Source organism: Novosphingobium mathurense (genome assembly GCF_900168325.1).
Lineage (GTDB): Bacteria > Pseudomonadota > Alphaproteobacteria > Sphingomonadales > Sphingomonadaceae > Novosphingobium > Novosphingobium mathurense.
In genome coordinates this window covers 30,278-44,660 of record NZ_FVZE01000013.1, presented here as the reverse complement: position 1 = coordinate 44,660, position 14,383 = coordinate 30,278, and the positions used below count along the sequence as shown (strand labels likewise).

Annotated in this window: 12 protein-coding genes; 6 read left to right on the top strand and 6 right to left on the bottom strand. The window is 63.3% G+C overall.

The window, feature by feature from the left end; translation table 11 throughout:
- Positions 1 to 11: 11 nt before the first annotated feature.
- Entirely contained in the window at positions 12 to 452 is a 441-nt protein-coding gene (locus B5483_RS21050; RefSeq protein WP_054948263.1) for a nuclear transport factor 2 family protein, read from the top strand.
- A gap of 22 nt (positions 453 to 474) precedes the next feature.
- Here B5483_RS21050 and B5483_RS21045 read toward each other — a convergent pair whose 3' ends face one another.
- The 3 genes from B5483_RS21045 to B5483_RS21035 are packed head-to-tail and all read right to left on the bottom strand — an operon-like array spanning position 475 to position 2,836.
- Positions 475 to 834 (bottom strand): EthD domain-containing protein, encoded by a 360-nt coding sequence (locus B5483_RS21045; RefSeq protein WP_079731872.1) that lies wholly within the window; start codon positions 832 to 834, stop codon positions 475 to 477.
- The gene (locus tag B5483_RS21040) at positions 831 to 1,622 is read right to left on the bottom strand and encodes a sugar phosphate isomerase/epimerase family protein (protein WP_079731871.1); all 792 of its coding nucleotides are present in this window, start codon (positions 1,620 to 1,622) and stop codon (positions 831 to 833) included. Before B5483_RS21040 ends, B5483_RS21045 begins: the two co-directional genes overlap by 4 nt.
- 35 nt (positions 1,623 to 1,657) lie before the next feature.
- A complete protein-coding gene (locus tag B5483_RS21035) occupies positions 1,658 to 2,836 on the bottom strand; it encodes an aromatic ring-hydroxylating oxygenase subunit alpha (RefSeq protein WP_079731870.1) in 1,179 nt (392 codons plus the stop codon).
- A gap of 199 nt (positions 2,837 to 3,035) precedes the next feature.
- On the opposite strand from B5483_RS21035, the gene B5483_RS21030 reads away from it, so the two are divergent.
- On the top strand, positions 3,036 to 4,673 hold the full coding sequence (locus B5483_RS21030; protein ID WP_079731880.1) for an AMP-binding protein: 1,638 nt from the start codon (positions 3,036 to 3,038) through the stop codon (positions 4,671 to 4,673).
- Between the two features lie 168 nt (positions 4,674 to 4,841).
- Here B5483_RS21030 and B5483_RS21025 read toward each other — a convergent pair whose 3' ends face one another.
- Positions 4,842 to 6,311, bottom strand: a complete 1,470-nt coding sequence (locus B5483_RS21025; RefSeq protein ID WP_079731869.1) for an FAD-dependent oxidoreductase — start codon at positions 6,309 to 6,311, stop codon at positions 4,842 to 4,844.
- On the bottom strand, positions 6,308 to 7,117 hold the full coding sequence (locus B5483_RS21020; RefSeq protein ID WP_079731879.1) for an SDR family NAD(P)-dependent oxidoreductase: 810 nt from the start codon (positions 7,115 to 7,117) through the stop codon (positions 6,308 to 6,310). Before B5483_RS21020 ends, B5483_RS21025 begins: the two co-directional genes overlap by 4 nt.
- 162 nt (positions 7,118 to 7,279) lie before the next feature.
- Between B5483_RS21020 and B5483_RS21015 the strand changes: the two genes are divergently transcribed.
- From B5483_RS21015 to B5483_RS21005, 3 genes are all read left to right on the top strand, one after another.
- On the top strand, positions 7,280 to 8,041 hold the full coding sequence (locus tag B5483_RS21015) for an SDR family NAD(P)-dependent oxidoreductase (protein ID WP_054948259.1): 762 nt from the start codon (positions 7,280 to 7,282) through the stop codon (positions 8,039 to 8,041).
- 227 nt (positions 8,042 to 8,268) lie between these two features.
- Positions 8,269 to 9,669, top strand: a complete 1,401-nt coding sequence (locus B5483_RS21010; RefSeq protein ID WP_079731868.1) for an aromatic ring-hydroxylating oxygenase subunit alpha — start codon at positions 8,269 to 8,271, stop codon at positions 9,667 to 9,669.
- Positions 9,670 to 9,682: 13 nt separating this feature from the next.
- Complete coding sequence (locus tag B5483_RS21005) at positions 9,683 to 10,867, top strand: aromatic ring-hydroxylating oxygenase subunit alpha (protein ID WP_079731867.1); 1,185 nt, start codon at positions 9,683 to 9,685, stop codon at positions 10,865 to 10,867.
- Between the two features lie 45 nt (positions 10,868 to 10,912).
- Here B5483_RS21005 and B5483_RS21000 read toward each other — a convergent pair whose 3' ends face one another.
- Entirely contained in the window at positions 10,913 to 11,926 is a 1,014-nt protein-coding gene (locus tag B5483_RS21000; protein WP_079731878.1) for an NADP-dependent oxidoreductase, read from the bottom strand.
- A gap of 152 nt (positions 11,927 to 12,078) precedes the next feature.
- Here B5483_RS21000 and B5483_RS20995 point away from each other — a divergent pair, with 152 nt between their 5' ends.
- Positions 12,079 to 14,352, top strand: coding sequence for a TonB-dependent receptor (locus B5483_RS20995; RefSeq protein WP_054948256.1), 2,274 nt, complete (start codon positions 12,079 to 12,081; stop codon positions 14,350 to 14,352).
- Positions 14,353 to 14,383: the final 31 nt, after the last annotated feature.

Below are 14,383 nucleotides of genomic sequence, written 5' to 3'. Positions count from 1 at the left end.
GAACCGAAGCAATGGCCTTTACCGGCAATTTCGAAGACCGCGTCCTCATTCGTGAGACTATCGAGACTTATGCCCACGGCGTCATGACCAAGGACGCCGAGACCTGGGCTGCGACCTGGGCCGACGACGCTTACTGGGCCCTGCCCGAGTATCCCGACCTTGGCGGCTTCACCGGCAAGGAGGCGATCGTTGCGGGCTGGGTCGAGTCCATGAAGCACTACGGCCTCGACAACTGCACCAAGCCGATGATCTACGTCGCCCATCCCGGCGAGATCGACGTCGAGGGCGATCGTGCGAAATCGATCTCCTATACTTCGGAAATCTTCGAGGATCCGGCAACGAAGAAGACGCTTCGCGTGCGGGGCCGGTATGTCGACGAACTCGCGAAGATCGATGGCAAATGGCTGTTCACCCGCCGCGAATATACGACGATGCACACCGCCGAAGACTGATCGGCATCACCGATCCGGGCTTTCAGCCGACGGGAGGCAGGTCCGAGGCCGCTTCCGTCACGCTGAAGGTCCGGATGCGGGAGCGGTCGAAGAGCCTTTCCTCGTCCTCGACGATCATCGCGATCGTTTCCGGATCGCTCATCGCGGCAAAACAGGCATCGCGCGTGGCCTCGTCGGGAAAATCGATCTCCATCACCACATCGGCATCGCAGGTCTGGTCCACCCCGTCCGTGGGCGCAAGGAAGCGGCGGACATAGCGGGTCGCGTATCCAGCCAGCACCTTCTCGCCGATATGGCGATGGCTGTTCTCGTAATAGGCGCGAAAATCCTCACGGCTCATGCCCTCGCGGCGCTTGAGCAGGGTGATGACGGTCACGGTCATGCCAGCGTCTCCAGAAAACTGCGCGTCGCGTCGGCCACCGCTTTTGCCCGCAATGCCGGGTGGGAAAACGCCTCGCGCAGAGCCGCAGAGCGCAACTCGATCGACAGGGGGATCTGCGGCGGCAGTGCTTCCAGCATGGCCGCCAGTGGCAACACGCCCTCCCCGCATTGCTCGCGCAGATCGATGGCATCGATGATCACGGCATCGAAATCGTTGGGATCGGGCCGTACTGCCCGCGCATCGCACAACTGGGCATAGGGAAGTAACGCCCGGTCGATCGCAGCGATCTCGGCCACGGTGGTTCCCGAACGATCGACATGGATCGGATCGATCAGCACGGCACGCAACGGATGGGCCACCCGGTCGAGAATTCCCAGCGCCTGGGCCAGGTTCTTCACTTCGGTGAAGATCCCGAATTCCAGCGCCACGCGCATTCCCGTGCCCTCGGCATGGCGGCACAACGCCGCTAGATGCTCCACCGTCGCCGCGGCATCGGGATGAGAGGAAACGCAAAGGACGTTCTTCGCTCCCAGTTCCATGCCCACATCGAGTACGCGCTTGTGAACGTCGAGCGACGTGTCCGGCTTGATCCAGACAACCTCGACATCGAGCACGGGCAGGCCCGTCGCAGCCAGCGCAGCGCGGGTATCCCGCGTGGTCTGCTCGGTCCATTCGCCCGGCTCGACCCAGATGCCGACTTCGTCGAAGCCGGCTGCGCTGGCCGCCTCCACGACGTCGACCGGGCCGAACTCGGGAAGCACCCCCGAGGCAAGTGAAATACGGTGCATGAAATCCTCTCCCCGGTGGCCTTGCGCCCCACTGTTTACATCTGCGGTTCGGGAAGCGTCTCGTCGTCTTCGAGATACCAGTTCAGCCATTCATGGAAGAACTGGTTGCCGCGTTCGTTGCGGCCGAACGTGATGTCGTCATGCGCCCCGCTTTCGAGCCCCTTCTGGATCTCCAGACCGATCACGTAGTCTTCCTCGTACGTGACGTCGCGGAAGAAGTTCATCGCCGCCTCGACCTTTTCGCGGTCGGCCTCGTCCTGCACCGGCTCGCGGCGCAGATAGTTGAGGACGGTGCGGTTGCGATCCGGCGTCGGCCCGGGGAACAGCTGGGCAACCTGGGTGATTTCCGGCGCGACGAAGATCGAGACGTTGGGGAAGAAGATGCGCACGAAGTCGTAGCCGTTGTTCTCGCACTCGCCCCACTTGTCGCGCGGGACGTCCTTGAGCTGATCGGCGATCGAATGCTGCGGGAAGCCGATGCGCATGTTCGGGCCGAAGCCTTCGTAATGCATCGTGTTCGACGGCGTGCGCGGAAAGATCGTTTCCGGGTGCAGCGACTGAAAGTGATAGCCTTCAAGATACCCGTCGAAAGCGATCTTCCAGTTTGCGCCCTCGATCGTGCGGTTGCCCAGGTACGTCCAGTTGGCGAAGTCGAGCGCTTCGAAATCCTCGAGGTAACCGCGGAAGTAATTGTCGAGGTCCATCGGCGCATTGGGCGTCAGGCACACGAAGATCATACCGGCGCGTTCTTCGCAGGGCAGGACGCGCAGGCCCATCTGCGACTTGTCGACATCGCCAAAGGTGCTCGCCTCGGAAATCCCGATCAGGCGCCCGTCGGCACCGTAGGTCCAGGCGTGGTACTTGCAGGTGAAGCGCGAACAGTTGCCCTTGCCCTGGTCGGCGACCGGCGCCCCGCGGTGCGAACAGACATTGAGGAAGGCGTGCACCTGCCCCTGCTTGTCGCGATTGATCAGGACCGGAACGCCCATCGCGTCCATCGCCTTGTAATCGCCGGGATTGGGCAGTTCGGCCGTGAACGCCAGCATCAGCGGTACGCGCTTGAAGATCAACTCGATTTCAGCGTCGAACTGGTCCTTGTCAGTGTAGCTGCTCGACGGGACCTTCAGCGTCTTGTCGGTCATGAAGGTCTTCTTGTTCTCGACGTAATCGAGCATGATTTCGGCGACGTCGCCAAGGCGCTGGACGCGGTCCAAAGCTGTTCTCCCAATTTGATTCAACGCGATCCTGTGCGAGACGCCGATCCCGAACAAGCTGCTAGAGTTGCTAGGCCATGGGAAATAATGGCCCGATCGCTTGTCCGGCCCGGATCGCCGCTGCCGCAATCTTCTCTTGCTTCGTTCCCTTGCCTTTTGGACAGTTGGCCGCAAGGCGCAGCAAGGGCAGTCAGGTTTCATGGTTGAGAGGAAGAGCCCTCCCTGGGCATGGCTAGAGATCCCCCCACCCCACCTTGCCGCTTACGCCGGCACGGGGGTCTGGGACGAACATACCATCGCGCAGCAGGCGACGGCGCTGGCCGAAGCAGATCCCGACTTCGTCGCACTGCTCGACGGCGACGTCTCGATGACGCGGGCAGAAGCGGTTGCCGAAGCCGAGGCGCTCTCGGCCGCCATGCACGCGCGGGGCCTGAGGCCCGGAGACGTGATCGCCTTCCAGGTGCCGAACTGGCGCGAAGCGATGGTCATCAACCTCGCCGCCGCGATGTCCGGCCTCGTCATCAATCCGATCGTACCGATCTACCGCGATCACGAAGTGTCGATCATGCTGGGGGATTGCGGGGCGCGCGCGTTCTTCGTCGCTTCCTCGTTCCGCAAGTACGACTTTGCCGCAATGGCGCGCCGCATCAAGGGCAGCCTGCCCGAACTGCAGCACATCTTCACCGTGCGCGGAGAAGGCGCGGACGACTACGCCTCCCTGGTCGAGGAAGGCCGCGCCTTGCGCTTTGCCCGGCCGCAAGTCGATCCGCTCGGCGTCAAGATGGTGCTCTATACCTCGGGCACCACCGGCCGTCCCAAGGGCGTGCTGCACAGCCACGTATCCATAGCCCGAATCTTGCGGGAAAGTGCTGCATACTGGGGCCTCGTCGGAGGCGAAGCGACGCTTATGCCTTCGCCCGTCACCCATGTCTCGGGCTACGCCAACGGCCTCGAGGCGCCGTTCATCTGCGGCACGCGAACCGTGCTGATGGAAGCCTGGAACGCGCAGGAAGCGCTTGCGCTGATCGACCGCCACCAATTGGTCGGAACGGTCGCGGCAACACCCTTCCTCGTCGAATTGGCTGCCGCGGCACGGGCCAGCGGCAACCGCCTGCCCAGCTTCCGCTTCTTCGCGTGCGGCGGCGCTGCCGTACCGAACGACCTGATCCCGGCCGCCAATGCCGCCTTCGCCAATTGCCGCGCCTTCCGCGTCTTCGGCGCTTCCGAAGTGCCGCTCGTCACCTTCGGCTGGCCCAACGTGGAAAGCCTTGCGGCAACCACCGATGGCGCCATCGTCGATTACGAAGTGCGGATCGTCGATCATGAGGACAAGGACCTTCCGGACGGCAGCGAAGGCGAAATCCTTGCCCGCGGCCCCGCCATGATGCTGGGCTATGCCGACGAAACCCAGACCCGCGAGGCGATCACTACCGACGGCTATTTCCGCACCGGCGACCTCGGCGTGCGTTCCGATGAAGGCGCGATCACCATTACCGGGCGCAAGAAGGACCTGATCATCCGCGGCGGCGAGAACATCTCCGCCAAGGAGATCGAGGACGTGCTGCACGGCCATGCCCTTGTCCGCGAGGCCGCCGTGGTGGCGATGCCGCACGACCGGCTCGGCGAAGGCGTGTGCGCCTACATCATCGCCGAGGGCAGCGTTCCGACGTCCGACGATCTTGTGGCGCATGTGCTCGCCAGCGGGCTGGCCAAGCAGAAAATTCCCGAACGCTTCGAATTCCGCGAGGACTTCCCCCGCACCGCCTCGGGCAAAGTGCGCAAGGACATCCTGCGTGCCGACGTGAAGGAACGCATCGCGGCCCCTTCGGAAAATTGAGCCGGGGGCCGACGCGCCCGAGCGTCTGGATCGCTCCGCCAGGGACCTTGGCGTTGAACGCAACCCTTCCGTCGTCCCGGCGCAGGCTGGAACCGCGCGTGTTGCCCACAACCACACGAAAAAGGCTGGCCCCGGATCGAGTCCGGGGCAACGGCAAGAGTCTCAGTATCAGCCCCAGTTCGCCCCCGCCGCGTGGCGTCCGGCGCGGCGGCCGAAATAGCTGCCCGGACCAAGGCTCAGACCGCTCGCATAGGCCTTGCCGGTGCGCGGAATGTGCGCTGCACTCGCGCCTACCACGTAGAGGCCGGGGATGGCATTGGAGCGCAGGTCCAGCGCCCTGCCCTGCTCGTCGGTCTTGATCCCGCCGAGCGTGATGAACAGGTAGGTCGACTTGTCGAAACTGATGTCGAACGCGGCATAGGGCCCGGCGGTCAGCGGCTTGAGCCAGTCGGGATGCTTGTGGAAGCGACGGTCTTCCCCTTTCGCCGCGTCCTCGCTGTATTCGGCCATGGTCCTGACCAGCGATCCGGTCGGCAGGTTCAGCCCCGCCTCCATCTCTCCGACCGTTTCCCAGCCGTCGACGAGCTGGTGCTTGGCAAAGGGGTTTTCCGGGTAGGCGAAGACCTCGCTGTCGAGGATCAGGTACGCGGTCTGCCCCGGCTGTTCCATCACGAAATTGCCGAGCCGGCCGTGATAAACGTCCTCGGCCACGAAGCGCTCGCCGTTGCGGTTGACGATGATGCCATTGATCAGCTGGCCCGGCGGGTAGATCGAGCCGGTCGGGATCAGTCCGTCCATCGAAACCGCATAGCCGCCTGCCGACATGCCCAGCCTGACGCCCGCACCGTCATTGCTGGGGATCGCCAGCGGCTCGGAGGTCTCGGTCAGGAGCGGCAGGTGCTCGTCCAGCAGTTCCTTGCACAGGTTGTGGCTGCCGCAGGCGATGACCACTCCTCGCCGCGCCTTGACGAAGAACGTGCCGGTCGACTGCTTGACCTGCACGCCCATGACGCGCCTGTCCGCGTCCTGCACCAGCGCAATCACGGCGCTGTCGTAGATCGCCGGGATGGCCTCGTCGATGCAGCGCTGGAGCAGCGGCTTCATGCCTTCGGAGCCGGCATTCTCGCCCTGTCCTGCCACCTTGTGACCGCGAGGTGCGGGCTTGGCGACCTCTCGGTAGGGCCACGTCTTTTCATTGCCGGTCCACATCAGGCAGGTGGTGTCGAGCAGATAGACTGCCTTGCCCGGGAAATAGGTTCGCTCGAAGGGAACGCCCTGCTCTTCCAGCCAGTCGAAATGGTCCTTGCTGTCGCGGCAGAACGCCAGTGTCGCATTGGGATCGAGCGGATCGCAGCTTGCCATGAGGAAACGCGCCATGTCCTCGGCGCTGTCCTCGTAGCCGGCGGCATCCTGCACCGCTGTCCCACCGCCGAGATAGAAGATGCCCGAGGACATCGCACTGGCGCCCCCGCCACCCGAAGCGCGTTCGACGATCAGCACTTCGGCCCCGGCGCGATGCGCTTCCAGAGCCGCGCAAGTTCCCGCAACGCCCTGCCCGACGATGACGACGTCGACCTCGTGCTCCCAGGCGTCGACCGCATCGGGAGCGACCGTCGCGGGAATCTGCACTTCGCTCACTTGGCCGCCTGAGCCGCGGCCACCACCGCAGCCTCGATCTCGCTGTTCATCGGATTGCGCCGCAAGGTCAGGCCGCCGTTCACCTGCAGATTTTCGCCGGTCATGAAGCACTCGTCACTGGCGAGCCAAACGGCCGCGGCGGCAATATCGTCCGAAGTGCCGATCCGACCAAGCGGATATCCGGCCAGGAAGGCGTCGAACACGCCGGGGACTTCCTTGGCATGTGCGGTCATCGGCGTGTCGGTAAGTCCCGGCGAGATCGAATTGGCGCGCACGCCCTCGCTGCCGAATTCGTGGGCCACGCAGCGGATCACATGGTCCGTGCCCGCCTTGGTTCCCATGTAGGCGGCATGGTCGTTGAGCATGATCGTGGCAGTCGCCGAGCTGATCTGGATGATCGAGCCGCCCCCGCCGCCATTGCTGCGCATCATCTTGCGCAGCATCGCCTGACAGAAATGGAAAGGACCGATGTACTGAAGGTCAGTCATCGCCACCAGGTCCTCGTGCGTCGTGTCGAGGAACGGCTTGAGCAGGCCCCAGCCGGTCGCGTTGACGGCAATGTCGATACCGCCAAGCTTCGCCTGCGCGGCATCGGCCAGGGCATTGACGCTGGCCTCGTCGGTCAGGTCGCAAGGCACCCATTCGCAGCCGGTCTCTTCGGCAAACTGCTTGAGCACGTCTTCCTTGCGCCCGGAAACGAGCACGCTCGCACCTTCCTTCATGAAGCGGCGGGCAATGTGCTGACCCATGTTGTCGGGGCTGCTGGCGCCCAGGATGACCGCTCTCTTGCCTTGCAGTCGTGCCATGGCTCTCTCCTTGATCGTCTTGTCCAGCAGAGAGCTAGCACGCGCGCCGGACCTGCATTCCTGATCAAAAGTGTAGTGGCCCCCATGATCTCCAGCGGCGAAAGGAAGCATTCGCGAAGAAGCCGGGCACGCATGTCCGGCATTGGCAGAGGAGCTGATCACATGGATCTCGGACTGAAGGGCAAGAAGGCCATCCTGCTGGGCGCCAATGGCGGCATCGGCCGCGTCGTCGCCAGAACACTGGCTGCCGAAGGATGCGACGTCGCCATCTGCGGTCGTTCGCAGGGCAAGGTCGACAACGTAATCGGCGAGATCCAGTCGCATGGCGTCAATGCGTACGGCGAAGCGCTTGACGTGACCGATCCGGCCGCCGTGCCTGCTTTTGTCGAGAAGGCAGCCGACACCCTGGGCGGCTGCGACATCTTCATCAGCTTCACCTCGGCCAACCCCGGGCAGGACACCGACGAAGGCTGGCAGACCATCCTGAATGCCGACATCCTGCCGATGCGCCGCGGCATCGCTGCTGCACGTCCGTTCCTCGCCAAGTCCGAAGACGGCTCGATCGTGTGCATCAGCTCGACCGGCGCGGTCGAGGAATTCATGGGCGTGCAGCCCTATAACTCGATCAAGGCCGCTGTGATGAACTACTGCGCCGCCATGTCCCAGTCCTTCGCGGCAGAAGGCATCCGGGCGAACTGCATCACACCCGGCCCGGTCTGGACCGAAGACGGCCCCTGGGCGCACATCAAGGACGCCATGCCCGACTTCTACAACCAGATCGTCGGCGCCATTCCCGCTGGCCGCATGACGACCGGGGAAGAGCTCGCCAATGCAATCGTCTTCACCGCATCGCCTGCCTGCAAGGCGATGACCGGCGCCAACATCGTGATCGACGGCGGCTTCACCAAGCGCGTCCAGTTCTGATCGATAATCCTCCCTAACCGGATACTTACGGCGGGCTCCCTTTCGGAGCCCGTTTTTTTGGTCCTGAAAAATCCGGCAGTCTTGCCGGTAAATCGATGAAATCGCCCGTTTTGAGCGACTCCCTAGCAAAAAGAACAGGCCCGTCCAGCGCCCGTTCTTGACCTGAATCAAGCGCGGCGGTGCCCGATTATGGGATCTGTCTCTCCAAGACATGCGGAGAGGCACCAATGGCAGATTTCGATTCTCGCGAAAGTTTCAACAAGGCGCGTTGCCCAGGCCCCGGCTGGGAGGACATCCTGGCCGCAGACGATGTGGCCCCGCCCGCCTTCGTCGCGCAGGACCAATACCGATACCTCGGCTCCGAAGCCATCGACGCATCGCGCTACTACGACCCGGAATTCTTTCGTGCGGAGACGGAAAGGATGTGGCCGCGCGTGTGGCAATTCGCCGCGCGCGAGGAAGACCTGCCCGAGCCGGGCGACTATGTGACCTACGAGAACGCCGGTCGTTCCTACCTGATCGTGCGTCAGGAAGACGGCAGCGTCAAAGCGTTCCACAACGTCTGCCTCCACCGGGGCCGCAAGCTCAAGACCCACAGCGGCAGCGTCGAACAGTTCGTCTGCCCGTTCCACGGCTTTTCATGGAACACCGACGGCAGTCTGCGCAACATTCCCTGCCGCTGGGACTTCGGCCATCTGACCGACGAGAAGATGCAACTGCCCAAGGCCCACATTGGCCAGTGGGGCGGCTACATCTTCGTGCGCGAAAGCGATGAAGGGCCCAGCCTCGAGGAGTTCCTCGAGCCGCTGCCCGAGTTCTTCAAGCGCTGGCGCCACGAGGAATGCGTGACGGTCGCCTGGGTGGGCAAGGTCGTGAAGGCGAACTGGAAGATCACCATGGAAGCCTTCATGGAAAGCTATCACGCCTACGTCACGCACCCCCAGCTCATGCCTTTCACAGGCGACGCCAACGCCGCCTACCATGTGCTCTCGCCTCACGTGAACGTGAACTACACGCCCTTCGGCGTGGTGAGCCCGCATGTGTCCGACATGAAGCTTTCCGAACAGTGGATCGTCGACGAGTTTCGCAAGTTCAACGGACGCTCGGCCGACAACTACGAGGAGAACAAGGACGGCCACGCGATCGACCTGCCCGAAGGCAGGACCGCCCGTCAGGCGCTGGGCGACGCGATGCGCCAGACTTCCGAGAAGATGTTCGGCGGCGACTACTCGCAGGTTTCCGAAAGCGAGCTGCTCGACGCCCTGGTCTACAACGTCTTCCCCAACTTCGCGCCCTGGGGCGGGTTCATGCCGAACATCGTCTACCGCTGGCGGCCCTGGCCCGATCAGGACCGCTGCCTGATGGAAGTGCGCGTGATCGCCCGCGTGCCCCAGGGCCAGCCGCGCCCGGCCGGGGTGCCGATGCACATGCTGGGTGAGGACGAAGACTGGTCGGATGCGCCTGAACTGGGCGTTCTGGGCGCGGTCGTCGATCAGGACATGACCAACATGGAGCTGACTCACGAGGGCCTCAAAGCCTCGAAGAACCAGCGCGTCGAACTGGGCGACTACCAGGAAGTGCGCATCCGCCACTTCCACCAGACGCTCGACTCCTATCTCAACGACTGAGGGAGCCCCCACGATGACCGACCTCATGGCCAAGTACGGCGATGCCGCAGAGCGCATGCTGCACTTCGTCGAAACCCGCACGACCGACCAGGCAAGCGATGTCTTCCACGTGCCCGTAGCCAACTACCTCGACGAGGATCGCTGGGAGCGCGAGAAGGAGCGGATCTTCAAGCGCCTGCCGCTGATGCTGGCGCTTTCTATCGAGCTGCCGCAAGTCAACGACTACAAGGCCATGGACGTCATGGGCCTGCCGGTCGTGATCACCCGCGCCCGGGACGGCAAGGCCCGCGCTTTCCTCAACGTATGCAAGCACCGCGCGGCCAACCTCGCGCCGGAAGGCAAGGGCAACTGCCGGGCCTTTTCCTGCCCCTATCACGGCTGGACTTATGCCAACGACGGCAAGCTCATCGGAATTGCCGAAGCCTCGACCTTCGGCGAGGTCGACCGCTCCACCCTCAACATGACGCAACTGCCCTGCGACGAGGTGGCCGGCATGATCTTCGTGATCCTGACGCCGGATCTGGAGATCGATGCGCGCGCATGGCTGGGCGACATGTACGAACACTTCGCCGCCCTCAAGCTGGAGACCTGGTACTATCACAAGTCCAAGATCATGCGCGGCGCCAACTGGAAGGTCGCCTACGACGGCTACCTTGAGGGATACCACTTTCAGGCTGCGCACACGAATACCGTTGCCACCCGCTCGCCCTCGAACCGGGCGATCTACGAAGGTCATGGGCCGCATATCCTGATCGGCTTCCCGCAGAACGCGATCACCGGCCTGCACGAGCTGCCGCGCGATCAATGGGGCGCGCAGGAGAACAGGGGCTACGATTTCATTCGCATGCTCTTCCCCAATTTCGCGCTCTTCCTGGCACCCGAGATGTGCCAGTTCGCCCAGCTCTTTCCCGGAGCAAAGGCGAACGCAAACGTCACGGTGATGAACTACGTGTTCCCGACCCGGCCCGAAACCGAGGAAGGCATGAAGGCGCTGGACGAGATGTGCGACTTCTTCTTCGACGTAGTGGAAGAGGAGGACTATTTCCTCGGCCTCAAGGTCCAGAACGGACTGGAGAGCGGCGCGATGACCCATCAGGTCTTCGGCCGCAACGAACCGGGTAACCAGTTCTTCCACAAGTGGGTCGACTACTACCTCGACGAGACCGGTCAGACCCCCGCACCGGTCATGAAGGCGTGAGGTAGGCTGGAGGGGCGGCCTGGAGGAGAGCCGCCCCTCCTTCTTTCAGGCGATCTTGAGGACCAGCTTTCCGGTATTGGCGCCGCTGAACAGGCGCATGAAGGCATCGTAGGCATTCTCCAGGCCTTCCTGGACGTCCTCGTCGATGCGCATTTTGCCCTCGGCCAGCCACTGCGCCATTTTCGCGCCGCCTTCGGCAAAGCGATCCGCATAGTCGGCGATCAGGAAACCGTGCACAACCGCGCGGCGGGCAAGCACCTGCCACAGGTTGCGCATCCCGATCTTCTCTTCGGAATTGTATTCGCTGATCAGGCCGCACAGGACGATGCGCGCATGAAGCGCGAGGTTGAACAGTTCGGCCTCCATGACCATACCGCCGACATTCTCGAACACGACGTTCGCGCCATCCGGCGCCGCCTTGGCGATTTCGGCCGCAAGCGTCTCGACATCCTTGCCCTTGTAGTCGATCGCGGCATCGAACCCGTAGTCCTCGATCAGGCGGCGGCACTTGTCCGGACCGCCGGCGATGCCCACGACACGGCAGCCCACGATCTTGCCGATCTGCCCGACTGCCGAACCGACCGCACCGGCCGCGCCCGAAACGAGGATCGTCTCGCCCGGCTGTGGCTTGCCCGCTTCGAGCAGGCCGAAGTAGGCCGTCAGGCCCACCGCGCCCAGCGCCGAAAGGAAGTTCGAGGGCGATGCAACGGCAGCGACGTCGACTGGCATGGTAAAGCCCCCCGGCATCGCGACCGAATAGTCCTCGATTGCGTTGAGACCCATGACCCACTGCCCCGGGGTGAAGTCCGGGTTGTCGGAGGCATGAACGATGCCCACGGTCGTTGCCCGGACGGGATCGCCAAGCGGGATCGGGGGCATGTAGCTGGGCGCATCGTCCATCCAGCCGCGCTGGGCGGGGTCCAGCGAGACATAATGGTTGCGCACCACGATCCCCCCCGATGGCGGCGCGGGTATGTCCGCGCTGACCAGCTCGAAATCCTCGGGTACGGGCGTTCCTTGCGGCCTGCGTACAAGCAGGAAGCGCCGATTGGCTGCCATGGCATCGATCTCCTTCGGTTGGATCACTGGGTCGACCTTCACATCATCGCACGCACCTGTGCAAATTGGCAGGTCGGCAAGAGCTTGATTATCCGACATAGTAAAAAGGAATTTACGGCCAAGAAGAATTCGGCCCAAGGGAGGAAGTACTGATGGCATCCGCTACAATTCGCGGAGCGTGGTTTGCTGCGCTCTCGACCACGGCCCTTACCTGCATCACCTTGCCCGCCTTCGCGCAGGAAAGCGCCGACCAGGGCGTGGAAACGACGAACCCCAACGAAATCATCGTTTCGGCCCGCCGCCGCTCCGAAACGCTGCAGGATACCCCGATCGCGATTACCGCCGTCAATACGGCGATGCTCGAGAACAAGGCCGCCGTGAATATCGGCGATCTGCAGGGCGCGGCCCCGGGCCTGCTCATCACCCAGCAGAACTCGGGCGCCCAGGCGGCCAACATCTCGATCCGCGGCCTGACTTACGCCGACATCGAGAAGTCGCAGACCCCGACGGTCGGTGTCGTCGTCGACGGCGTGACGATCGGTACCAACACCGGCCAGTTGCAGGATGCCTTCGACATCGCCCAGATCGAAGTTCTGCGCGGCCCGCAGGGCACCCTGTTCGGCGCGAACACCATCGGCGGCGTCATCAACATCACCCGTACCAAGCCGACGATGGAACCCGGCGTAAAGGCCGAATTCACTTACGGGCGCTGGAACACCTGGGCGGCCAAGGCAATCGCCAACTACGGCGACGGCGAAACCTGGGGCGTAAAGGCGTGGTACTTCCACAACGAGACCGATGGCTTCTACCATAACGCCACACGCGACACGAGCGACGGCTGGAGCAAGGGCGACAGCTATGGCGCCAGCGTGCTGTTCCAGCCGACCGGCTCGGCCTTCGACGCGCAGTTCACCATCGAGAACGTGGTCCAGAAGTTCAATCCGGTCGTCAGCAACCTGACCAACAGCTCGGAACTGTTCTGCGGCCTGATCCCGGCCGAGGAATGCAACCGCAACAACACGACCGACCTTTACACCACCTTCGGTTCGGCTGCGGTGAGCACCTATCACGCTCCCGACGCGACGCTGCAGATGAACTACGATGCGGGCGCGGTAAAGCTGACCTCGATCACCGGATGGCGTCACAGCCGCGAAAAGCAGACCCAGGACTTCGACGGTTCTTCGGTCGACCTCTATTACGCCGACCGCCGCCAGCACTACACCCAGTGGAGCCAGGAACTGCGCGCCGCCGGCAATCTGTTCGATGGCTTCGACTACGTCGTGGGCGGATACTACTTCCACTCCAAGTACGACCTCACGCAGTACACCCGCTTCTTCGGCTTCGATGAGAGCGTGCCGGCGGACGAGTTCGACAGCAACCCGCAGTTCGTCAACGGCAAGACGACGAGCTATGCGTTCTTCGGCGACTTCAACTGGGCCTTCGCCGACAAGTGGCGCCTGTCCTTCGGTGGCCGCTGGTCGCACGACAACAAGAAGCTGACCAATGCCTTCGAACTGTCGGGCCTGATCGGTTCGGGCGATGCCAACTTCACCAAGTTCACCCCCAAGATCGGCATCGACTACCGTCCCAACCCGGACACCATGCTCTACGCAAGCTGGTCGCGCGGCTATCGTTCGGGCGGTTTCAGCCCCCGCGCAGCGACGGCTGAAACGGCGAGCACTCCGTTCCAGCCGGAAACCGTGGACGCCTACGAAGTCGGCGCCAAGGTATCGCTGTTCGACCGGATGCTGGACATCAACCTCGCCGGCTACGTGTCCGACTACAAGAACATGCAGCAGAACCTGACGGTCCCCGGCGGCCCGACCGGCAACCAGACGATCACCGGCAACGTTCCGGGCGGTGCGATCATCAAGGGCATCGAGCTTGACGGTTCCTTGCGGGTCACTCCGGAATTCCGGATCACCGCTTCGGGCGCCTACATGAAGTCGCACTTCCGCAACTTCATCACCGACGGCGTCCTTGGCACCGACATCGTACCTTTCGACTACTCGGCCAACCGCCTGATCTACGCGCCGAAGTTCACGATGTCGCTCAACGCCGACTACGAAGTGCCGACCAGCTTCGGCAAGATCGTCGCCACGGCCGGCTGGCGCCACATCAGCCCCTATGACGAACAGATCTCGGCTGCCTCGCTGACCCCGGTCACCGACGGTTCGGGCAACGTCACCCAGGTCATCGTCAACGGCAACGACCCGCGCGTGCGCACCACCACGCAGGATCTCGTCGACAGCAGCCTGACCTTCAACTTCGATCTCGGCGACACGGAAGCCTATTTCCGCGTCTTCGGTCGCAACCTGACCAACGAAAAGACCACCACGCACGCCTTCACCGTCGCGGGCCTCTTCTCGTTCGGCATGGCGCTCGAACCACGGACCTACGGCGCGACGATCGGTATCAGATACTGAGTCCACGACACGCCCCGACAGGCGTAAGTTC